Genomic DNA, 20,520 nt, shown 5'->3' on the forward strand with positions numbered 1-20,520 from the left:
ACCTAGTCGGCCAGGGAGGGGGCGGGTATGTACTCGGTCGCCAGCCATTGCGGGGACGCCCCGGGTGGGCTGAAGTCCACCACCGACACCGTCCACGGGGAGCGCACCCGGTCGCTGGTGCGTATCTCGCGGTCGAAGCGTTCGGCGAAGTCCGCGTCCCGGCTGAGTTCTCGGTGAACGGTCTTGAGCGCGAGTGCCCGCCCGGAGGCCGTTCGGGCGAGAAACACCTCACCCATGCCGCCTGTTCCGAGTCGTGCCAGCAGACGGTATCCGCCGATCTCCGACGGGTCTCCGGGCCGCAGTGACTCCATCGGTTCCCCCTGCCCCTACGGCCGTTGCCGGCCTGTACCGTGCCACCCGCCGGTCGGGCCGTTGTGATGGACCTTAGCTTGTTCTTTATGGTCTGACCTGGTCACGTTCGGCGATACTGTCGGGCCGTCTGACCGTTTTGCCCACGTCGTAGCGGGTGGCGGGGTGCCGGTTCTTCGAGCCGAGTGGCCTGCCGGGGCCGGGCCGGTTGGGTTTCGGCGCACGGGCTGGACAGGGCAAGTTCGGGCGGAGGTTCCTGAACCCTCGGCGGACCCGGGCGGGGGTGAGCCGTCCAGGCTCGGTCGGCTTCTCCCACGGGCGGCGGAGATCCGCGGCCAGCGGCCGGGCGAGACGGAGTTGGGTGTGCGCGGCAATGACCAGCCAGGTCCACCGGTCCGCCGCCTCGGGCGTGCGGAGCTTCGGGCGGGTCCAGCCCAGCGTCTGCTTGATCATCCGGAAGGTGTGTTCAAGATCGAATCTGCGCAAGAACGCCTGCCATCGCAGGTCGACGTCCTCGCCCAACAGGCCGGTGGCAGAGGTCCACAGCCAGACGGGGAGTGGATCGTGTCCGCCGGGCAGGCGGTCGACCTGCAGGCGGATCAACGTGCCCTCGATGACAGGGAGTTCGCCGGTGTGATCGATCCACGCGGAGCGGGTGGTCAGACGAGGATGGATGCGGTCCCATGCCATCGTGCGAGCGGTGCCATAGCGGTCCGTGACCTGCACGGTCGCGGCATCGGGCTCGCCCCAGGTGTCGGGCTTGGCGAAGCGGAACTCCTTGCCGTGCTTCGGTGGTCGTCCGCCCTGCGGTGGTGAGGTCCACGGCACCGGGACCGGCTTGCGCATCACACGGTCCGTGCGCATCCGCCCGAGGACCTCCACCGGCAGCCCTTCCAGTAGATAAGCCATGCGCGGACCGTCGTAGCCGGCGTCGAAGACGATCAGGATGTCGCGGTCGCCCTGCTGCCAACGCCCCATGTCGATGGGGTTCTCGACCACTCGGCGGACCTGGGCTGCGGTGGCCTCGGCGACATCGTCAGCCGGTCCCAGCCGCAGCGCATCCAGGATCTGGCACCAGGAGGTCCGGCCCGACTCCAGCGCGGCGACGAACGAGTAGGGCCAGCCGGGTACGAACTGGTCCGACGAGCGTCCGCTACGGCCGTAGACGTGACAAAACAAGCGGTCCGGACTGGTCGGTGCGTCCGGCCGGAGCCAGTGGGTGACGTCCACCGCCAGGACCAGGCGCCCGTCGCCGGCCTCGGGCTGCGGCAGCCCGGCCAGCACCCGCCGCAGCCGCGGCACATCGACGTTCCCGCGGTTCAGCGCGTCGTACATCGCGCCGTGCCCACGCCTGTGTTCAGCCGTCAGTGTGAGGTCCACCGGCGTGGTCACCGGCCCGTCCGCGCACAGCAACGCGTCGGTCAGCTCGAAGAGCGTGTCCCGGCGCACGGGCAGGCAGTCGAAGAAGTCGTCCCGGAAGTGTGACGCCACCGCGAACGCTTCCCGCCGGACATCGTGATGCAGCAGACTCATTCCCCACGGCCTTCGTGCTGATCAAGTGCCTCTTTGGTCGGAGCACAGGATCAGACGGACGCCGTGTTCACGTCCCCGGAATCCTCGTACGAGCGATCACGTTCGGGGCATCGTTCGAGACCAGACCACCCTCTCGTCGCAGCCGGAGCATGCTCACCGAAGGCCCGCGCTGGTGCCTTACCCGCCGATTCCGAAGAGCAGTCCTTTTTGACCACTGCTCAGTGACCTTCGTATGGCGTTGACCAGCCTCACCTGCGCCTCGGCAGGTGCCTGCCTGGCCTGCTCGAACTCCTCTGGACTCACCGGGTCACAAAGTGGGTCGCGCCCTCGCGCAACTTGGTCCAGGAAGGAGTTGATGGCGCGGCCGAAATCATCGACCTCGGTTGCGACTTCCAGAGGTGCGACCAGGCTTACACGCATCAAAGCCGCACTCCACTGGCCCCAGTCGTAATCCCAGCCACGCTGGTCGCCATGCGCCCGCCTGAGTTCCATTGTGAACTTGGCGTAGTGACTGAACAGCTCCTGGTAGGCGACAAGCTGCTGGTCACGTAGCCACTGACGATCCTGAGCGCGACGTGTGACGATACCGCCGACCAGAACTCCCACCGTGGCTGCAAGAGCCCCAGCGGCCGTCGTCACCAGCGTGTCCAGCATCAGCCCCCCAGCCGCCCTCAACCTTTGTCGAGATGAACCTACGGGTCATCAGTCTTCGGGGACAACGGTCAGCTTCGACAAGATCGGGCAGGAACCCCTTAAAGAACAAGCTTAGCCTCGCTGTTTCGGTTGGGGTGATGAGACGTCGCTGATCGTCTGCTGCCAGGTGGGCGAGGTGACTTCGTTGCTTGAGCATGGCGGAGTCCCGGCGCGGGGGTCGGGTTCTCCAAGGTCTTTCGGGTCGTGGGCGGTCAGGGGTTTACTGGTCAGCCGGCGGGACGGGGCAGTGCGGCAAGGCGGTGGAAAGCCGTGGTCAGTTCGTGTCTCCAGGGCCAGGTCTGCGATATCCGCAAGCGCAGTCGCCGACCGCCCCTGGTGAGGCGGGCGGCGACGTGCAGTAGCCGGTAGCGGAGCTTCTTCGGCTCGGCAGCCGCCAGCTCCCCGTCCAACAGCAGGACGCGCATCCAGGCCAGCAGGTCGATCGCCGCGAGGCTGAGTTCGAGCCAGGCCGAGTTGATCGCGAAGTGGCGGGAGGGGAAGCGGCCGAAGCCGGTGGTCTTGCCGCACCGGATGTGGTCCTCGACGGTGGCATGCCCGCGGTGACGGACCTCCAGGAACTGGGCGGAACCACCACCGGAGTAGGGAGTGTCGGTGAGAAACACCTGGTGCCGCAGGCCCTCGTCCTGGTCGAACAGGGAGAGTTGGGCGCCGGGGTGTGGTCGCTCGCGGCGCACGATGATGCGGGTGCCGGCCGGATAGCCGGTCAGCTCGACCATCCCGGTCAGCTCGGCGACCTTAGCGCCGGCACGGAGCGAGCCGTCCTGGTCCAGGGCGGGATGCCAGAGGTGGTCGGGCATGGCTCGGATCGCGTGGCGGACAGGCTCGGAGACCGCGTATCCGACTGAGAAAAAGGCACGGATTCCTCGTTTCCGCGCATCTCGGACGTGGGTGAGGAAGGCCTTCGCGGATCCGGCGCTGTCGGTGCGGACAAGGATGTCAGTGCCGTGCCGGTGGGCGTCGGGGATCTGCGCGAGTGCCTGGTCGAGCACCGTGATGTGGTCGCTCGCGGTGTTGGCGCCGGCGTTTCCGGGCCGCAGCCGGCCGGACAGCCCCTCTCCGGTGTTCGCGAGGAAGCACAGCAGCGGGTGGAATCCGAAGCCGCCCTTGTAGGTGGGTGCGGCCTGGTCCTTCTCGGAGTGGCAGGTGACCAGCGTGGCGTCGAGGTCCAGGACCAGCCCGGGCAGCATGCGTCCCGCGGCCCGGACTGCGGGTATGCCCTCACCTTGCTCGGCGGCTTGCAGCCAGGCGACTTCCCGGGCCCGGGCACGGGCCGAGCGCAGAGCGGTCAGTGTCCTCTCGTCGGTGTCGGCGAGCAGTCGCCAGGCCGTCGGTGTCGAGGCGACGGGGCCGAACACCTCGCCCTGGTCGCGCAGTACTGCCAGGTCCGCGATGGCCTCGCCTCCGTCGGCGAGCATCACCGCCAGGTCGGTGGCGATCCGTCCCGGATCGTGTCCGGTCCCGCGCGGCCGAAGCGGCCTGAGAACGGCGGAGTACGCGGCGGTCAGCGCGGTGGCATCAGCGAGATCCGCCAGCAACCGTGCCCCGGCATGCCCGACCACCCCCGAACCATCGGCACTGACATGGACCTTGGGACGCAACCCGATAGCCTGCACGTAGAAAGTGCCCTCCGCTTGGACCGACAGAACCCCTCAGCAAGGTTCATCGTTCCAGGTCAGGAAGGCACTTTCGCGTTTCTGCCTCACCAGCTGCCGTACCCAACCGAAACGGCGAGGTTAGGCAGTGCTTCTTATGGCGTGGGCGCTGTTTCGGCGGGTGGTGCCCCCGACGCCCTCCAGGTCGCCGACCGGTTCACCCGCGGCAGGGACTCGGCCGAGCCGTGGAGACACGCGTCGCCGTTCACCGCGACTGCCCGCGCAATCCTTCGCCGGTGGCCGGCGGCCACCGGACTGGCTTCCGGCCGACGAGCCGAGGGCAAGAAGGCCGCACACGCCCTGGTCCACGAACCTTGCCCAAGGTCACTCACGTCGGACGATCGCCCGGCACCCAGGGCTGGGCCTCAACACCGTGCTCAGGTACGCGAGCGCCGCACGGGGGCAGGACACCATCCGCGAGAACCGGCCCCGGCCCAGCAGATTGGACGCCTACAAGCGCCATCCGGAGCGATGCTTCGCCGCAGGCTGCAACAGCGTCACCCACCTCCACGGTGAACTCGTCGCCGACAACGCACCGGTCAATCAGAGGTCATCTCACGTGGCGTGGGATGGGTCGCCTGCCACGAGCACTGCGAGCTGGTGCAACCGCTGACAGTACTCGGCTGCTGCAGGCTCGATGATCTCAGGGATGACTCGGGCCAGATCCTCGATGCAGCTCTGTACGATGCGGGAGTTCTCCGAGTCGAGAGTGCAGCCGTTGTCCAGCCAATGAAGTACGCAGCCGGCGGTGTACAAGTCGAGCGGCCACACGTACATACCCGCGGACTTGGCACTCCGCAGGCTGTCGGGGAAGGATGCTTGGCGGTGTTCCTGCCAGAGACGGGCCACTGTCTGCATCTGCTCAGTCGTTTCGCTCACTTGAACCATATTGCAGTAGTCGCTCAGCTGGTTTGGCGTTCGTCTTCGAGCGGCGGTAGAAGATGAGGGCTGCGGCGATGGCGGCGAACCACAGAAAGTGTTCGGCCTTACGTTCGTAGCGCCGGTGTGAGCGACGGCAGCCTGAGAGCCAGGAAGCCGTCCGCTCCACGACCCATAGGTGTCGGCCGACGCGGTGGATGACAGCTGGCTACCCGGCCTCACCGGCTTCGCACTCCACCTTGTCCAAGACCTCGACGGAGTGACAGCCGGGCTTACATTCGACGGGAGCTCCGGCAGCATTGTGGGCGCCGTCAACCGCATCAAGAAGATGAAGCGCCAGCTCTATGGCCGAGCTGGATTCTCCAGTAACGCCGCAACGGGCTGGGCGTCCCTAATTGGCCACCGTCGAAGTCTGCCGCGCATAGACGTTCCGGCCGCACGGCCGCGGGCAACTGCAGGCTCCGACTGCCACGAGCTCCGCCCGCAGGGCCTCCGAGGCGTTGGGGTGATGAACGATGCGTTCGCGAAGAATGAACCATCTCGTTCCAGCCTCCTTCGCCTCCAGATCGGCGAGCCGGCGCAGTGCAGTGTCCGGCAGGTTCGGGTTGATCAACGCATTCCACTGAACCGCCGAATCCATGTCCCGTGCGAGCCGGTCCAACGCATCAGGCGGTGCCAGGGGACTGCGCGCCGTCCACAGTCGCACCGGTCGAATCTCATCGACCGCGAGCGAACGCAGACGCTCAGTGGTCACGTTCGGACTCCTTGCCTCAAGGACGCGGCGGTATCCACCAAGACGTTCGGCCTGGGTTCGCACCACTCGTCCTGTCACGGGCCTGATGATGCCACGGGCCATCGGCCGTAAACGCACGAGATCACCGACCCGGCGATCGAACGCCGATATGACGCTCCGCTCTGGAGACTTGCTTCGGCACCATGGTTGTGCGCTTCACGATGAGGGAGCCGGGTGCTGCCGAAGTCCAAGGTCGATTCCGCAGTTGATGGTTCGCTGCCAACGCGTTGCGCCGACCGGTGACTGTGAACCTCACCGATTGGTGCCGGCGGCGTACCGCCGGCGGCTGCTGCGCGTGGCGGAGACCGTGGCGATGGTCCAGGCCGTCACCCATACGGCTCCGACGAGCAATGCCGCCAGCGCGGTGGGCATGTGGGGAGGGGTGGCACCCAGGCTCGGTGCCAGGCCCGCCGCGCGGGCGCCGAAGCCGAGAACGCCCGCTCCCACCATCGCGATGCCCGCCCAGGAGACGACGCGCGCCGGCCAGAGGATCAGGGGGGTCCGCGGCAGGCGGACGAGGAGCAGCGCAACGACGGCCACCAGCAGGCCGAGAGCCGCGTTGGCCAGTTGGGCGGTCTCGACATCGGCAACGGCGGCGTAGGCCTCGGCCGGTGCGGGGAAGCCCGGCATGCCCAGCTCACCCCTCCTCGCCAGGTCCACCTTGCTGACGGTGTAGGCGAGGGCGCCGAAGCAGGCGGTGAGGGCTGCGGCCAGGTGCTTCTTGCGGGATCGGGACATGGGTTCATCCTGCGGTGAGCAGCGGCCGGGCCACCTCCTTCGCTCGTACCGACTTTCTCCCCCGCCTGGGGGAGGAAGTCGGGCTCCGACCCACCTGGCCGATTGCCCCCAACGCTCCAGGTGCGGCTATTTCTCATCGGCATCTCCGAGCATCTCCGAGCATCTCGAGCGAGAGCCGAATCCACCGTTCTCACCCACGTAGCCAACTCTGTGATTGCCGACGAATGTGGGCTGACTCTGGATATCGACGCGGCCGGCAGTGGCACAACCGCATGCCGCAGGTCAGTCGCACCTCTGAGAATGACGCCATGGTCCACCGAATCGAAGCGCCCAGTCCTGACGATGCTGCATCCGTCGGCCGTATGCAGCTCACGGCCTGGCTCCAGACCTACCCCAACGAAGAAGCCGGCGTTGATGAGACGTGGATCCGCGAGCAGCGAGGGTCCGCTGTCACCATCGAGGGCATTGCGCAGTGGCGAGAGTTCATTGACGAGGTCGCGCACCACCCTGAACGGCTCTTCTGTCGTGTCGTCCGATCCGGGGCTGAGATCACTGGTGTCCTCTGTGGCCGCCGAGACGAACTGGTGACCCTCGGACCGATGTATCTGCTGAACGAAGCACAAGGCCAGGGCATCGGCGGTCAGCTGATGGGTGAGTTCTTCCTATGGGCGGACGGAGCACCCATGCACCTGCGGGTGACTGAGTACAACGGGAGAGCGATCCGGTTTTACGAGCGCCACGGGTTCCAGCTCACGGGTGAGCGCGAGCTGTGGCGAGGCAGGTTGCCCAACGTGCGTATGGCGCGCGCTCGCGTGCCGCATCGTGGGACCGCATGAGACGCGGGCGGTACGGAGGGTGATCGGCCACAGAACTTGAGCCGGAACCGCAACTCGCGTACGGAGGTACTCGCGTGCGAGGGCTTCGCCGGAAGGGAGTTCGAGACCTTCTTCCGGGAGCGGCTCGGCGCCCACCTCGTGCGGCCGGACCGGCGGAACGAGTGGAACCGGCAGGGTTCCTCACCGAGGTCCTGGACCAGGTACTGGCCAGACCGGTCCCCATGCCGAGCGCCTGAAAGGGGCGCTTTGAGGTGGGCGCGGATCCGAAACGGTCCGGCGGTCGGTCAGTGACCGGCAGGGGGCTCGAAGCAGCCGCCCTCGGGGTACGGGCCGTTGGTCTTCACCACATAGTTGGTCTTCTGCACGAAGGCGGTGACGCAGGCGTCGTCATGGACACGGGCACCGACCAATGCCCCCGCGGGCGTGATGTAGTGGTCGGTCTCGAAGCGCGGCTCCTTCTCCCGCACGCTGAGGGTTCCGCCGAGCCACTCACCCTTCGGCCCGAACCGTTCCTCCTGGAACCCGAGCTCGAGCAGCGCCGCGCGCACGCTCGTCGGATCCCAGGTCCCGCCGTCCCGGAGCCGCTTGAGGACGGGCTCTATGCGGTCGGCTTCCTTCTGCGCGTTCTGCGTGTCGTGCGCGCTCGCGGGGGACATCTCACCCGGGATGCGGAAGGCGTTGTTCTCGCCATGGCGTGAGGCCGCACCTTCCGACGCCGTACCAGCAGGGCTGGGATGGGAGCGGTCCCAGTAGTGCTGCGCGAGCATCAGCAATGCCCCCGCCAGGGTGGCGGCGAGCAGCTGGGTCAGCACCGTCCAGCGCGCACGGAACACGAGCGCGAGGACCGCGACCACGAGCACGGCCACGAGGTAATCCTGGAGCCGCGCCAGGTATGCGAGGTCTGCCGCGTCGATCCGTTCCCGGTCTCCCTGCGCGGCCCAGACCTCCAGGCCGTGCCCGAACATGTAGTCCAGTGCGAGCCATCCCACCCCGAGCAGTAAGAGGGCGATACCGATGGTCAGGTCTGCGCCGCGGGACGTCCGGCGCGACCAGGGTCGCCAGTTACGCCGGGGTCGAGGCTCGGTCAGGGAATCCGTCATGGCCGCATCATGCCGAGTCTGCCGTGGGCAGGCATGAGTACGCGTACTCACCGGCGACCGGAAGACCCGCGATCCGGGGTGGCCGGCCTTCACCGGCGCCGGGATGTGGTGCGTTCCTTGACGGTGACCGTGAGGGCCACTGCGACGGTGATCACGATTGCGCAGAGCAGGAGTGTTCCGGCCAGGTAGGCGAGCATGCGGGTTGCTGCCCAGAGCAGTTCTCCATTCGTGAACGTCACGGGGGCTCCTTGTCCGGGCGAGGCTGTCCTGCGGCCCACCGGGTTTCCGGGTGGGGTGGGGCATCTGACCACGATGTGGTGATCCGAAGGAAAGCGGTCTAGCCGCCCGCGAGCGGGTTCGGCCCGCTGCGCCGCCGCCGTATGCTCACCATCACCGCTGCGGCCAGCAGCAAGCCCAGTGCACCGGTGAGGACGAGCTTGTCCGACCCGCCGGGGTTCTCGCCGAAGCACACCAGCGGCAGGCCGGCCAACAGGACGGCCGGTGCGGTGCGCAGCCGCGTGAACGCCTGCCGCCCTGCCAGGACCAGTCCGTAGGCCATCGGTACGGCGAACTTCAGTTCGGGGAGCGGGTACGACAGCGGGAGGACCAGCAGTGTGCCGGCCATCACCGCCGTCCACGCCAGCACTGCGACGACCCCGGTCCGCGTACGGGTCCGGGGAGTCGGACGCAGATCGGGCGGGCACAGCAACGCCACCAGCGACAGGACGAGCAGCGGAATGCCGAACTGGAGGGCCACCCCGACGAGATCGGTGCCCAGCCGACCGGCATAGACCGCGATACCCGCGACGACCCCCGCCAGCGCGGTCCACGTACCCAGGGCCCATCGCCCGGCGAGAGCGAGGAACGCCCCGAGCACGGCAACGAGGTGGGCCGCCATCAGTTGGGGAAATGCGTCGTCGAATCCGAATCCGCCGCTGATCGTGAGGACGAATGCGCACATCCTGGCCCAGCTCATCGCGGCCGCCCCGACCGCGACGACGGCGAACGGTGCCACCGCCGCCAGCAGCTGACCGGCGCGTCCCGCGGAGCCCAGCCCGAGCCGCAGGCGCAGCGCGTGCCCGACGACATCGACGGCCTCAAGCATCCGGACACGCCCACTCGCCCCGCGTGTGCCCTCGCGATAGGCGTCGGCGCCCTCGTCGCCAAACTCCCGCCGGAAGGCGCCCGGGTACAGCTTCACCCACGCGCTCACGCGGTCACCGCCCGACCGTCCAGTCCCAGCCGTCGAGCGGCCTCATGAGCGGTACGCGCGATCCGGGCCGCCTGGGCCGCCAGCAATTCACGCCCGCGCGGCGCGAGCGCATAGCTGCGCCGCATGCGCCCGTCGACCACCTCCTCCGCGTGGACGGCGACGAGCTCCTGCTCCAGGAGCCGCTCCAGCGCCCCGTACAGGGTTCCGGTGCCCATCCTCGTGCGGCCTCGCGAGATCTCCCCGACCTCCTGGGCGATCGCGTATCCGTGCCGTGGGGCGTCGGCGATCGCGGTGAGGATGAGCAGGGTCGGCTCACGTAGAGCTTGATCATTCATGCGCGCCACCATAGCTCGGCAGCCGACATATGTCGATGCACGTCTCGTCTCTCTCTCGTTGCGTGCTACTCGTTGAACAACGCAGCTGGTACTCGGTGCGTGTTCTTCAACGGTTCGATGCTCCGGCGCGGAGGTTCGCGATGGACGGCGGCCGGCCAGGGTAGGTGGCGCAGCGGGAGTACGGGACGGTGTCGGCCCGGCAGGAGTGATCGTCCGCGACCTGGGCCGACTGCGGCGGACCGCCGGGCAGGGATCAGGTGGACGGCGGCCTCCTCCGCGAAGCTCCGGTCACTCGGCCCGGTACATGCATCCGAGACCGCGGTGAAGCCCGTGCGCAGTCCCTCGATCCCGTCGCAGCGGCCCGGCAGCGTCCGGAGCCTCACCTCCTCGGCATCCCGCTTGTGCTGCGCTTCGGCGGTGGTGGCCATGGCGCGCAGCTCCCCGCTGTCGGGCAGCGTGGAGGAGTCGTTCGTCAGGGCCGCCGTGCTCAGTGCTGCCACGACGGCCGCCAGGCGCCTCCTCGCCCGTCCCATCCCCGCCGCCGCCCCACCCCACCCCCGCCCCCGTCTCGTCGACTCCGAGGCTCATCCTCGTTCCCGGCCGGACGTGGGCGCATGAGTACGCGTACTCACCGCAGGGACCGCAAGAACTTCCCCCGAGGCCTGGATACGGGCACGCGGCCCGTATCCAGGGGCTCCGCGAAGTCGGAGGTCCCAGCTACGCGCGTACGGGCTTCCCGCGCCCGGGAGCGGAACGGCGCCGCGCGCCGGCGAGCCTTCCCGGAGCGTCGGAGAACGGTCGGCGGGACTCGCCGGCCCGCTCGGGTCAGCCCGGGCTCGGGCTGTCGTCGCCGGCGCTCGAGGGCAGGGGGCCGGTGAGGTAGTGCTGGATGGTGGGGGCGAGGAGGTCGGTGACGGATGAGGCGGGGAGGGTGGCGATGGCGCCCAGCTGCCAGATGTAGCGGTTCATGACCATGCCGACGATCTGGGTGGAGATGAGGCTGGCCCTCAGGTTGCATTCGGTGTCGGGCAGGCTGTGGGAGACGACGGCCAGCACGAGTTCGGAGAACAGCTGCCGCAGGCGTTGCAGGGCGGCGGGTTCCTGGGCGGCGGTGAGGATGATGGAGCGCAGGATCTCGGCGGAGACGGGGTCCTCCCACAGGTTCAGGCCGGCCTGCACGAAGGCGCGCCCTCGCCGCTCCATGGGCTGTTCGGCGGCGGCGGCCACGGCTGCGCCGAACGCCTCCGGGGGTTGCATCACCTCTTCCAGCAGCCCGGTCTTGGTGCGGAAGTAGTAGTTCACCAGGCCGGGGTCGACGCCGGCCTCCTGGGCGATCGACCGGAGCGACGTCGCGGCGTAGCCGCGGGTGGCGAAGGATCTGCGGGCTGACGGGCTCCGCAGCGGCTCACGGTGACCGCATCGCCATACGACACGAGACCACTACGCTGACCTATGCCCAACTCGACGACCTGACCGCCCGGACCGCCGCACTGCTGCAGGACCGCGGCGTGCGCCCGGGCGACCGGGTGGCCGTCATCACACCCAACGTCCCGCACTTTCCCATCGCCTACTACGGCATCCTCCGCGCGGGCGCCGTCGTCGTGCCGATGAACCCCTTGCTCAAGGCCCCGGAGATCGCCTTCATCCTGCGCGACGCCGGCGCCCGGACGGTGCTGACCTCCCCGATGTCGGCGGCGGAGACGGCCGAGGCGGCCACGGCCACCGAAACCGACTGCCTGGTACTCGAACCGGGCGGTTTCGACGCCCTGCTCGACGGTATCGAGCCGGTCGTCGCCGTCTTCGACGCGCAGGACACCGATTCCGCGGTGATCCTCTACACCTCAGGCACCACCGGTACCCCAAAGGGCGCCGAACTGACGCACCGCAACCTCCTCACCAATACCGCCACTACCGTGCAGACCCTTTTCCACGTCGGCCCCGGCGACGTGCTCTTCGGCGGCCTGCCCCTGTTCCACGCCTTCGGCCAGACCTGCGGCCTCGACACGGCCGTGGCCGCGGGAGCCACCCTGAGCCTCCTCACCCGGTTCCATCCGGCAGCGGCGCTGGAGACCATCCACAGGGACGCTGTCACCGTCCTCCTCGGCGTCCCGACCATGTACGCCGCGCTCGTGCACGCCGAGCTTCCCGACGGCTTCGACGCCCCGCGCCTGTGCCTCGCGGTCTCCGGAGGCGCGTCGGTTCCGGTCGAGGTGCTGCACGGCTTCGAGCAGCGTTTCGGCGTTGACGTGCTAGAGGGGTACGGCTTGTCCGAGACGTTCCCGGTGGCCGCCTTCAACATGCCGGACCGGCCGCGCAAGCCCGGCTCCGTAGGCCTGCCTGTTCGCGGCGTCGAGCTCCGGCTGGTCAACGAGGACGGGACGAGCACGGGGACCGGCGAGGTCGGCGAGATCGTGATCCGCGGCGAGAACGTCATGGCCGGCTACCACGGACGGCCGCGCGCCACCGCGGAGGCGATCCGCGGCGGCTGGTTCCACACCGGCGACCTCGCGCGCGTCGACGAGGACGGCTACTACTTCATCGTCGACCGCGCGAAAGACATGATCATCCGCGGCGGCCACAACGTCTACCCGCGTGAGGTCGAGGAGGTCCTGTACAGGCACCCGGCGGTCGCCGAAGCCGCCGTCGTCGGCATACCGGACCCGCGGTTGGGGGAGGAGATCGCAGCGTTGGTGGTCCTCATGCCCGAAGGACAGGCCACCGCCGAGGAGATCCGCGACCACGTCAAGGCTCAGGTGGCCGCGTATAAGTACCCGCGGATCGTCAAGCTCACCGATGCACTCCCCAAAGGGCCGACAGGGAAGATCCTCAAACGGGACATCGTCATCACCCCCACCGATTCCTGACCCGTGTCACATCCCGCCAGCGGTGTTGTCCCGCCTGCCGCCGGCCCCGCACGCCCGAGGACCAGGAGCGCGCCTTAGCGCACGAGTAGCCGGAGCTCACCAGTGAACAGCCCCGAAGGGCGGGGACCCACGACATCGACAGGAGGCCCTGCCATGGCCGACCCTGCCCGGATCCACCCGATCGCGGCCGCCGTCGGCGCCACGCGCGCGGCCGCCGCATGGGCCTGGCGCCGCTACAAGGCCGCGGCCCTGGACGGCGTGTACCTCGGCTCTCCGGAACACCAGGCCGCGCTCAAGTCGGTCGAGGACCGCACCGCACCCCAGTTCACGTACTGGCCCGTACCTGCCGACCACGACGACGCGGACCGCGCACGACCAGACGGCCATCGACCGTGACGCATGGAGCATCCGTCCGCCGTCCCGGCGGATCGTGAGGGACACGCCCCACCCACGAGAACCACCGGCCGGCCCCCGTCCAACCCGCATCGCATCCGTCCCGCGCACGTCCCATGGGCCCCACACGACTGCTCACAGGTGCCATTCCTCCCCTCATGCATGAGCAGTACCTCGATCCCGGACAAGGAGTCCTACCCCCGTGACCCGCACACCCGACGTCGTCACCCCCGACGGTGTCACCCTCGCTTCCCTCGACACGCACCGCCTGATCGTCACCCTTCCGAACCAGGGCCCCGCCGACGTCCGCTCGAACCTCCCGCGCGCCACCGCAGCCGCCATGCTGCGCCGCCTCGCCGACGAGCTCGACGCCGCGCGGCCCCTCGCAGCCCTGCCCGGGGAAGCCTTTGCCACCCTCACCCAGCAGCTCACCCGCCGCCACCGCCCTCGCCCACCACACCCGCGAGCTCGCCACCATGCCTGCCGCCGCCCTCGACCGGGGCATCCCCGCCGAAGCCCCGTCGGTCGGCCGGCATCTGATCTCGATGCTGCGCAGCCACGCCGTTGATCTCGACAGCCCGCCCCGAACCGCCATCGACGATGTACTCGACCTCTCTGCCGCCCGCCACGCCCGCCGGACGCAGCGATGAACAGCGACACCACCCTCGGCGTGGCCGCCGCCGTCGACGCCCCCAACCCCCGCCGGGGCCGCGCCGTGCGGGCCGGCCCCGGCCGAGGTGCCCGGTCCGCAGTGAGCGTCAGCCAGGACGGGACGGCTGCCGTTGCCCGCGTTGCGCAGCGGTGGTGGTCATGGCTGTCACGGGTTGCGGCGATCGTTCGAGGGGGTGCAGCGCCGGGCCCGCCGCCCGCGCCAGATGATCGATTCCAAGCAGCCCCGAGGGGAGCAGGAGGCAGGAAGGCGCGGTCTTTCACAGCGGCCCCGGCTGTGTTCGGATAGGGGTATGAGCGGGCGGGTGCGCGAGGGATATCGAGGAACCGGGCCGGGAGCGATCACGCCGGACGGGTGTGCGGTCGAGCTGTACGAGCGGCTCCCCGTGGGCGACGAGCCCGACATCATCGAACGGGCGGTCCCCGCCCAGGCCCGCATCCTCGAACTGGGATCCGGTGTGGGCCGCGTGACGCATCCGCTGGTGGAGCGGGGCTTCACCGTGACTGCCGTCGACGAATCTCCACAGATGCTGGAGCGGGTCCATGGTGCCCGCACCGTGTGCAGTCCGATCGAGGAACTGGAGCTCGACGAGCGCTTCGATGTGGTGCTGTTGGGGTCATTCCTTGTTCACGCCGGTGATGAACAGGTGCGCCAGGGGCTGCTGAGGGCCTGCCGACAGCATGTCGCGAACGACGGCTGCGTGCTGATCCAGAGGGAGAGCGAAGACCGGCACGAGAATCTGCCACGAGAGCGGAAGATCGCCGGCGGTCTTGTCCGGGTGGTGTCCTCCGAGCCGGTGGGCCCAGGTGTGCGGTCCGTCCGCGTCGCATACATCTTCTCGGACGCGCAGTGGACCCAGACGTTCCTGTCACGCCCCCTGACTTCCAAGGCCTTCGAGTGTGCTTTGAGGGAGGCGGGGCTCGCCGTCGACGACTACCTGACCGGCGACCGCACCTGGGTGCGGGTTCTGCCGGTCGCCGGTCAGCCCTAGGTCGTGTCCGCAGAGTCCCGCCTGCCCCGCGACGCCCGGCACCGCACCTCGCCGCGTACTCGGGCGCGCCCGAGTGCGTCCGGTACACGGGCGGCCCTCCGCCTTGCCATGCACGGCACCGGACGCCGCGGGGCCCGCCGTTCGGGCGACCGGCGCCACTTCGCGGACACCCCCTGGATGAATGATGCGAAGGTGTGAGTGGTCGAGATGGATGTCACCTGGTCGCGCAGGCTGACCCCAGCCGCGTGCACCCACCGCGATCCGCCGCCTGAGCCCGGCCACGATGGGTGGAGCCCGGCCGGGCGTGTGGGAGCTACTGGAGACGCGTCGCAGTCCGGATGAGGTCGGCGACGGCTCTGGACCGGCTGTGCGGTGGCCAGGCGATCACGGTGGTGACTGTCGGCGCGTCCAGCACGGGCACGGCGGCGAGGTCACCGTGCAGTTGGGCTCGGCACGACTCCGGTGAGACCGCGCAGGCACGGCCGAGCGCGACGAGCTGCAACAACTGCGCGTGGTCGCGGACCTGCGGGCCGGGGCCGGGCGGGTAGGTGCCGTCGGGGTCGGGCCAGCGGGGGAGGGGCAGGCCCGGCAGCCCGGTGATGTCGGCCATGTGCACATGGGCCCGGGCGGTGAGCGGATGCCCGGCCGGCAGGACCACAACCTGACTCTCCGTGCTGAGCTCTTCGGTGTGGAATCCGGCCGTCGAGTCGAACGGCCGGTGCAGCAGCGCCACGTCGGCCCGGCCCTCGCGCAGGAGTCGTTCCTGCTCGGCCGGACCGCACAGGATGACGTCGACGGGGACCGCGCCGGGCTCGGCGGCGTACGCGTCGAGCAGTCTCGCCAGCAGTTCCCTGGACGCGCTGGCCTTCGTGACCAGGACCAGGCCGGGGCGGCCGGTCACGGAAAGGGCGGCGCGGCGGGTCCGACGCTCGGCGGCCTCGACCGCGTCGAGAGCCGCCCGGCCCTCGACCAACAGCACCGAGCCGGCCTCGGTCAGCGTGACAGTGCGACTGGTCCGATCCAACAGCACTGCCCCGAGCCGGCGTTCGAGCCGCTGGATCGCCCGTGACAACGGTGGCTGCGCGATCCCGAGCCGCTGCGCGGCACGCCCGAAGTGCAGTTCTTCAGCGACAGCGACGAAATACCGCAGTTCCCGAGTCTCCATCCGGCCACGCTATCCCGGATCAATACCCTGACGGTATCGTTGCGCACCCGATCGGTCTTGGACCCCCGCCGAGGCCCCAAGGCAGCATCGTCCCTATGAACGAACGAACGATCGCGCTGGTCACCGGCGCGAACAAGGGAATCGGCTACGAGATCGCCGCAGGCTTGGGCACCCTCGGCTGGAGCGTCGGCGTCGGCGCCCGCGACGACCGGCGCCGAAGCGCCGCGGTGGAGAAACTGCGCGCCGCCGGCATCGACGCGTTCGCCGTACCGCTGGACGTGACCGACGACGCGAGCGTGACCGCCGCCGCACGGCTGATCGACGAACAGGCCGGACGCCTCGACGTGCTCGTCAACAACGCCGCCATCGCAGGCGACATGCCACAGGAGCCCACCCGGATCGACCCCGCCACCATCCACACGGTCGTGGACACCAACGTGATCGGCGTCATCCGCGTCACCAACGCGATGCTGCCGCTGCTGCGCCGCTCCGCCGCACCACGGATCGTGAACATGTCCAGCAGCGTCGGCTCCCTCACCCGGCAGTCAGGACCCGCCGCCGAGCACACGGCAGGTCCGGTGTCCGCGGCGTACGCGCCGTCGAAGACGTTCCTGAACGCCGTCACCCTCCAATACGCCCGGGAGCTCAGCGGCACGAACATCCTGATCAACACCGGCTGCCCCGGCTACGTCGCCACCGACCTCAACGGCTTCCGCGGCGTGCGCACCCCCGAACAGGGCGCGGTGATCGCCATCGAACTCGCGACCCTGCCCGACGGCGGCCCCACCGGACAGTTCTTCGACGACGCCGGCGTAGTGCCCTGGTGATGTGCACGGCGGCCATCACCCGCCAGGCTGATGCCGCTGCGCCCACGCATCTCGAACAGATCCGTGGTGGCCGTCCCTGCCAACGCTCCGGTGCCCGGGGCAACGCCCCGCACCGCTACCGGCTCCAGGGGATCCCGGCCTCGGGACCGGTGAGCTCGCATGTTCAGGTGTCGTGTATGCGCAGCCGAGCCCAGATGAGGCTCGCGCCGAGTGACCTGCCCGAGCTCGGCGGCACCCGGCAGCCTGCCGGTCGGCGATCGGTCCGAGGAGTACCAGGCCAACGGCCGCTCTCCGAGGAGTTGATCACCACGCCGGCGATGGCCCGGACGCGGTGGCGCGTCGGGCCCGGGGGTACCGGCGACCCTTGACGGCGGTCAGCCGGTGTTGCCGCCGCGGTTGTGCCAGGCGCGGATCGCCCCGCCGTCGTAGATGACGACATAGTCGGCCTTGCCGTCGCCGTCGACGTCGCGGAACGTCGTCTTGTCACCGGGGTAGCCGGTCTCGTTGACGAAGTACATCTCCTTGATGAAGCTGCCCGCGCCGCCGCCCCCGTTGTTGATGTAGGCGTGGACGGCCCCGGTGCTGCCGACGATGAGGTAGTCGTCCTTGCGGTCGCCGTTGACGTCGGCGAGCCGCAGCTTGTCGCGGGAACCGCCCTGGACGCCCCCGGCCCAGTCCAGCCACTCCTTCCAGTGGATGGTGCCGTCACTGTCGGGGGTGTTGACGTAGGCGTCGACTGCCCCGGTCTCCGTGACGCGCAGGAAGTCGGCGCGGCGGTCGCCGTTGATGTCGGCGAAGCGGATCTGCTCGCGGGTGGCCCCGCGGACTCCGGGGGCGATGACGCCCAGGTTGCGCCCGAAGTACGGGAGTTGGTCGTCGTCGCCCTGCCGGCCGTCGTTGAGCCAGGCCGTCACAGCGCCCTCCGGGCTGACGTACAGGTACTCGTCGCGGCCGTCACCGGTGACGTCGGCGAACCGTACGCCGGCCCCGAAGCCGGCCGGGCCCATCGGCGGGAAGAGGCCCCGCCCGGGCGTGGGGTTGACCCAGTGCGGGTGCAGCAGGTCCGCTCCGGGGGTGTTGAAGGCGGCGCACACCGAGCCGTCGTCACCGACCTTGACGTAGTCGGCGCGGCCGTCGCCGTTGATCTCGACCAGGTCGGTGCGCCCGGTGCAGGTGTTCATGCCGGGGGCGATGACACCGATGGCCTCCCAGCCGGGCCCGGCCTTGCTGCCGTCGTCGTCAGCCGAGCCGCAGCCCTTGCCGGTGCCGTTCCGGGGGTCTTCCAGCCAGCCGTCGGCCGCGGCCTGGGCGATGCCGTCCAGGAACACGTCCGCCATCTTGCGGTAGCCGGTTTCGTTGGGGTGGGCGGGCTGGGCGAGGTCGGCGGTGGTCACCGCGCTCATGTCGAGCAGCGCGACGTGCTTGCCGCGGTCGCGGAAGCCGCCTACCACGGACGGGAGTTGGGCGTTGTAGGCGTCGATCAGCGGTTGCAGGCCGGGCTTGGTGGCCGGGACGAGATCGGCCACGAGCACGGTCGCTTCCGGGTCGTCGTCGAGCACCTGGTCGATCAAGCTCCCGAGCCGGGCGGGTGCCGCCTTGACGTCGTGGTTCTGGTTGAGGTCGTTGGTCCCCGCGTGGAGGGTGACCACGTTGGGCCGCTGGGCGGGAACCGAGCAGTCCGCGGCCTTCGCGATCTGGTCGATCCGCCGGCCGGGATGACCCTCGTTGTCGCCGTCGGGCATCGTGCCGGTGCGCAGCGAGCCGACGAAGTCCACCGACTTGGCCGCCCGCTTCAGGTCGTCGTACAGTGGCGCCCGGTAGCCGGCGGCGGTGGAGCTGCCCACACCGGCGGTGATGGAGTCACCCAGTGGCATGACCGTGACGGCCCGCTTGCTCAACTCGGCCGAGCCGCGGGGTGCGGCCGGGGAGCCGGCCCCGGTCCCGCATACGGTGTCGTACGGCTCGGACCACTCGCGGTGGAAGGTGGTGGAGGAGTCGAAGACTTCGACCCGGTAGGGCCTGATGTCCCCGGGGCGGAACCAGCCGAGCAAGTAGTCGTGGTCGTGGAGGAACTTGTCCATGTCCCCCGACAACGAGGAAGCCGGCTCGATGGAGAACAGGAATCCTTCGGCGTTCCGGTCTACGGCCCGGTCGGTACGCCTCCCGCGCCACGGTGTACCGCTGATGAACCAGAGGTCGCGGAAGGTGCGGGCGTTCAGACTCTCGTGATCCCACCTGCTTGACGGCCTGTCGTACACGTAGCAGGCGACTCTGGCCTTGTTGTACAGGTGCACGTCCTTCCGGCAGGTGCCGCCCCAGAACCAGTCGTTCCAGATGAGCTTCTCCGCAAAGGGGTGTTCGGCGTCGATCTCCCAGACGCAGTGCACCTGTCCGCCGGACTTGAGGTTGGGGAACTCCTTGTCCTCCCACGTGTTGTCGTCACGGACGCAGGTGCCCTTGATGACCCAGGCCTGGTAGCTGGTCTTGCGGGCGTACTCCCGGGAGGCGAACCGCCAGATGTCCTTGGCCGGGTCGGGGGCGTCGAAGGACGGCATCTTCACGCCCGCCTCGCGCAGCCGCATCTCCAGGGTCTTCCCGCCGCGCTCCCGCGCGAGCTGCTCGGCCGTGCCCTTGACGCTGTCCTCCTCGCCCGCGCACTTGCCGGTCCTGCCGGTCCAGAAGTAGTTGGTGCTCGGGGCGCTGTCCAGGGCCCGGCTCACCTCCTCCTGGGTCGGGATGTCCGCGGCCGCGGCCTGCGGTGCCAGCGCCAACAGCGAGGCCAGCAAGGCCAGTACGAGCAGGGGAACGGTCAGGGCGCGGCCGCCCGGGGGTCTGGGTGAACCAGTCACAAAGGGCATGGACGGATCCTTACTCCACGGTGGGGTGACAGAACGTCAATCAGGAGTGGGGGAAGGGGCGTTCGCCCGGCACTTCCGCCGGTGCCCATCCCACACGCCGAGCGGCCTCCGGGCCGCGTCCGGAGGCGGTGAGAATGATCACCGCAGGTCTCGTCAACCAGACGGCCGCGGCACGCATCGGCGCCGCCGGACCGGCCCCGGTACACCGGCCCGTCACCTTGGACGACGGCTTCTTCGTGCCGCGTACACGCGACTGCGACCTGCGTATTTCCTACAGAGGTGTGGACCTGTGCGGGCCCGCCGGCAGCCCGTGGTGCGCCGCCGCCGCCGGCAGGCCGCCGGCTGCGACGGCAGATCGGTTCGGGGCGCCCTCTTCCAGGCCCGAGGCTTACCCTGCGTTCCATGGAACTGGATGCTGAACTCAGTGCTCTGGCAACCCAGGAGGACCTGCCCGCTGACCTGGTGCGCCGCTTGCTCCAGCATTCGGGGGCTCGGCGCTCGGTGGCGTTGCTGCGTCGGGACCTGACTGATGAACTGATAGGGGAGATCATCGACCTCGGCTCCGTACGGACTCTCGCCGCGAACTCCTCCGTGCCCTCTCGGATCAGGGCCCGCTTCGCGGAGCATCCGGAGCCGGCCGTTCGGTGTGC

Annotated in this window: 21 protein-coding genes and 3 pseudogenes; 8 read left to right on the forward strand and 16 right to left on the reverse strand. The window is 69.3% G+C overall.

From position 1 onward, the window contains the following. Positions 1-2 precede the first annotated feature (2 nt). The 8 genes and pseudogenes from AB8A24_RS27395 to AB8A24_RS27430 all read right to left on the reverse strand — a co-directional run bounded on the left by AB8A24_RS27395 (position 3) and on the right by AB8A24_RS27430 (position 6,618). The gene (locus AB8A24_RS27395) at positions 3-311 is read right to left on the reverse strand and encodes a hypothetical protein (RefSeq protein WP_369477870.1); all 309 of its coding nucleotides are present in this window, start codon (positions 309-311) and stop codon (positions 3-5) included. An 85-nt stretch (positions 312-396) separates the two neighbouring features. Continuing rightward, positions 397-1,842: an NF041680 family putative transposase gene (locus tag AB8A24_RS27400; protein ID WP_369477871.1), complete on the reverse strand. Its 1,446-nt coding sequence runs from the start codon at positions 1,840-1,842 to the stop codon at positions 397-399. A gap of 177 nt (positions 1,843-2,019) precedes the next feature. Further along, complete coding sequence (locus AB8A24_RS27405) at positions 2,020-2,496, reverse strand: hypothetical protein (RefSeq protein WP_369477872.1); 477 nt, start codon at positions 2,494-2,496, stop codon at positions 2,020-2,022. A 266-nt stretch (positions 2,497-2,762) separates the two neighbouring features. Further along, positions 2,763-4,199: an IS1380 family transposase gene (locus tag AB8A24_RS27410; RefSeq protein ID WP_369477889.1), complete on the reverse strand. Its 1,437-nt coding sequence runs from the start codon at positions 4,197-4,199 to the stop codon at positions 2,763-2,765. A 564-nt stretch (positions 4,200-4,763) separates the two neighbouring features. Beyond that, the gene (locus AB8A24_RS27415) at positions 4,764-5,087 is read right to left on the reverse strand and encodes a hypothetical protein (RefSeq protein WP_369477873.1); all 324 of its coding nucleotides are present in this window, start codon (positions 5,085-5,087) and stop codon (positions 4,764-4,766) included. Next, positions 5,071-5,277, reverse strand: a pseudogene (locus AB8A24_RS27420) (hypothetical protein); the annotation flags it as partial. The pseudogene AB8A24_RS27420 and the gene AB8A24_RS27415, both read right to left, overlap by 17 nt. Positions 5,278-5,478: 201 nt before the next feature. Continuing rightward, on the reverse strand, positions 5,479-5,841 hold the full coding sequence (locus tag AB8A24_RS27425; RefSeq protein WP_369477874.1) for a hypothetical protein: 363 nt from the start codon (positions 5,839-5,841) through the stop codon (positions 5,479-5,481). Between the two features lie 291 nt (positions 5,842-6,132). Continuing rightward, positions 6,133-6,618: a hypothetical protein gene (locus tag AB8A24_RS27430; protein WP_369477875.1), complete on the reverse strand. Its 486-nt coding sequence runs from the start codon at positions 6,616-6,618 to the stop codon at positions 6,133-6,135. 308 nt (positions 6,619-6,926) lie between these two features. On the opposite strand from AB8A24_RS27430, the gene AB8A24_RS27435 reads away from it, so the two are divergent. Together AB8A24_RS27435 and AB8A24_RS27440 are read left to right on the forward strand one after the other, a co-directional pair. Next, positions 6,927-7,454 carry a GNAT family N-acetyltransferase gene (locus AB8A24_RS27435; RefSeq protein ID WP_369477876.1) on the forward strand — a complete coding sequence of 176 codons (528 nt, stop codon included), beginning with the start codon at positions 6,927-6,929 and terminating at the stop codon, positions 7,452-7,454. A 66-nt stretch (positions 7,455-7,520) separates the two neighbouring features. Continuing rightward, positions 7,521-7,634, forward strand: a pseudogene (locus tag AB8A24_RS27440) (IS982 family transposase); the annotation flags it as partial. Positions 7,635-7,738: 104 nt separating this feature from the next. Here the strand turns inward: AB8A24_RS27440 and AB8A24_RS27445 are convergent. From AB8A24_RS27445 to AB8A24_RS27470, 6 genes are all read right to left on the reverse strand, one after another. Continuing rightward, on the reverse strand, positions 7,739-8,554 hold the full coding sequence (locus tag AB8A24_RS27445; RefSeq protein WP_369477877.1) for a DUF6234 family protein: 816 nt from the start codon (positions 8,552-8,554) through the stop codon (positions 7,739-7,741). A gap of 89 nt (positions 8,555-8,643) precedes the next feature. Continuing rightward, a complete protein-coding gene (locus tag AB8A24_RS27450) occupies positions 8,644-8,793 on the reverse strand; it encodes a hypothetical protein (RefSeq protein ID WP_369477878.1) in 150 nt (49 codons plus the stop codon). Between the two features lie 98 nt (positions 8,794-8,891). Next, a complete protein-coding gene (locus tag AB8A24_RS27455; protein ID WP_369477879.1) occupies positions 8,892-9,767 on the reverse strand; it encodes a hypothetical protein in 876 nt (291 codons plus the stop codon). Beyond that, the gene (locus AB8A24_RS27460) at positions 9,764-10,102 is read right to left on the reverse strand and encodes a PadR family transcriptional regulator (protein ID WP_369477880.1); all 339 of its coding nucleotides are present in this window, start codon (positions 10,100-10,102) and stop codon (positions 9,764-9,766) included. The genes AB8A24_RS27455 and AB8A24_RS27460 overlap by 4 nt, the downstream gene beginning before the upstream one ends. A gap of 65 nt (positions 10,103-10,167) precedes the next feature. Next, on the reverse strand, positions 10,168-10,602 hold the full coding sequence (locus AB8A24_RS27465) for a hypothetical protein (protein ID WP_369477881.1): 435 nt from the start codon (positions 10,600-10,602) through the stop codon (positions 10,168-10,170). 325 nt (positions 10,603-10,927) lie between these two features. Next, positions 10,928-11,503 carry a TetR family transcriptional regulator gene (locus AB8A24_RS27470; RefSeq protein ID WP_369477890.1) on the reverse strand — a complete coding sequence of 192 codons (576 nt, stop codon included), beginning with the start codon at positions 11,501-11,503 and terminating at the stop codon, positions 10,928-10,930. Between AB8A24_RS27470 and AB8A24_RS27475 the strand changes: the two genes are divergently transcribed. The 4 genes from AB8A24_RS27475 (at position 11,488) to AB8A24_RS27490 (ending at position 15,020) form a co-directional block, all read left to right on the forward strand. Continuing rightward, positions 11,488-12,966, forward strand: coding sequence for a long-chain fatty acid--CoA ligase (locus tag AB8A24_RS27475; RefSeq protein ID WP_369477891.1), 1,479 nt, complete (start codon positions 11,488-11,490; stop codon positions 12,964-12,966). The genes AB8A24_RS27470 and AB8A24_RS27475 overlap by 16 nt on opposite strands. A gap of 153 nt (positions 12,967-13,119) precedes the next feature. Then, positions 13,120-13,362: a hypothetical protein gene (locus AB8A24_RS27480; protein WP_369477882.1), complete on the forward strand. Its 243-nt coding sequence runs from the start codon at positions 13,120-13,122 to the stop codon at positions 13,360-13,362. Between the two features lie 404 nt (positions 13,363-13,766). Further along, positions 13,767-14,009 carry a hypothetical protein gene (locus AB8A24_RS27485; RefSeq protein WP_369477883.1) on the forward strand — a complete coding sequence of 81 codons (243 nt, stop codon included), beginning with the start codon at positions 13,767-13,769 and terminating at the stop codon, positions 14,007-14,009. A gap of 312 nt (positions 14,010-14,321) precedes the next feature. Continuing rightward, a complete protein-coding gene (locus AB8A24_RS27490) occupies positions 14,322-15,020 on the forward strand; it encodes a class I SAM-dependent methyltransferase (RefSeq protein ID WP_369477884.1) in 699 nt (232 codons plus the stop codon). 313 nt (positions 15,021-15,333) lie between these two features. Here AB8A24_RS27490 and AB8A24_RS27495 read toward each other — a convergent pair whose 3' ends face one another. Then, positions 15,334-16,185 (reverse strand): LysR family transcriptional regulator, encoded by an 852-nt coding sequence (locus tag AB8A24_RS27495; RefSeq protein ID WP_328965346.1) that lies wholly within the window; start codon positions 16,183-16,185, stop codon positions 15,334-15,336. Positions 16,186-16,280: 95 nt separating this feature from the next. Between AB8A24_RS27495 and AB8A24_RS27500 the strand changes: the two genes are divergently transcribed. Continuing rightward, a complete protein-coding gene (locus AB8A24_RS27500) occupies positions 16,281-17,012 on the forward strand; it encodes an SDR family oxidoreductase (protein WP_369477885.1) in 732 nt (243 codons plus the stop codon). A gap of 374 nt (positions 17,013-17,386) precedes the next feature. Here AB8A24_RS27500 and AB8A24_RS27505 read toward each other — a convergent pair whose 3' ends face one another. Next, positions 17,387-19,870 carry a GDSL-type esterase/lipase family protein gene (locus AB8A24_RS27505; protein WP_369477886.1) on the reverse strand — a complete coding sequence of 828 codons (2,484 nt, stop codon included), beginning with the start codon at positions 19,868-19,870 and terminating at the stop codon, positions 17,387-17,389. Between the two features lie 402 nt (positions 19,871-20,272). On the opposite strand from AB8A24_RS27505, the pseudogene AB8A24_RS27510 reads away from it, so the two are divergent. Next, positions 20,273-20,520, forward strand: a pseudogene (locus AB8A24_RS27510) (hypothetical protein); the annotation flags it as partial.

It is taken from the genome of Streptomyces sp. BF23-19 (assembly GCF_041106355.1).
In the GTDB taxonomy this organism is placed as follows: domain Bacteria; phylum Actinomycetota; class Actinomycetes; order Streptomycetales; family Streptomycetaceae; genus Streptomyces; species Streptomyces virginiae_A.

Bases quoted from the DNA above. Each gene is read 5' to 3' on its own strand.
- AB8A24_RS27495 (WP_328965346.1), bottom strand. From the start codon at position 16,185: ATGGAGACTCGGGAACTGCGGTATTTCGTCGCTGTCGCTGAAGAACTG.
- AB8A24_RS27435 (WP_369477876.1), top strand. From the start codon at position 6,927: ATGGTCCACCGAATCGAAGCGCCCAGTCCTGACGATGCTGCATCCGTC.
- AB8A24_RS27430 (WP_369477875.1), bottom strand. From the start codon at position 6,618: ATGTCCCGATCCCGCAAGAAGCACCTGGCCGCAGCCCTCACCGCCTGC.
- AB8A24_RS27460 (WP_369477880.1), bottom strand. From the start codon at position 10,102: ATGAATGATCAAGCTCTACGTGAGCCGACCCTGCTCATCCTCACCGCG.
- AB8A24_RS27400 (WP_369477871.1), bottom strand. From the start codon at position 1,842: ATGAGTCTGCTGCATCACGATGTCCGGCGGGAAGCGTTCGCGGTGGCG.
- AB8A24_RS27445 (WP_369477877.1), bottom strand. From the start codon at position 8,554: ATGACGGATTCCCTGACCGAGCCTCGACCCCGGCGTAACTGGCGACCC.
- AB8A24_RS27405 (WP_369477872.1), bottom strand. From the start codon at position 2,496: ATGCTGGACACGCTGGTGACGACGGCCGCTGGGGCTCTTGCAGCCACG.
- AB8A24_RS27505 (WP_369477886.1), bottom strand. From the start codon at position 19,870: ATGCCCTTTGTGACTGGTTCACCCAGACCCCCGGGCGGCCGCGCCCTG.
- AB8A24_RS27395 (WP_369477870.1), bottom strand. From the start codon at position 311: ATGGAGTCACTGCGGCCCGGAGACCCGTCGGAGATCGGCGGATACCGT.
- AB8A24_RS27480 (WP_369477882.1), top strand. From the start codon at position 13,120: ATGGCCGACCCTGCCCGGATCCACCCGATCGCGGCCGCCGTCGGCGCC.
- AB8A24_RS27490 (WP_369477884.1), top strand. From the start codon at position 14,322: ATGAGCGGGCGGGTGCGCGAGGGATATCGAGGAACCGGGCCGGGAGCG.
- AB8A24_RS27500 (WP_369477885.1), top strand. From the start codon at position 16,281: ATGAACGAACGAACGATCGCGCTGGTCACCGGCGCGAACAAGGGAATC.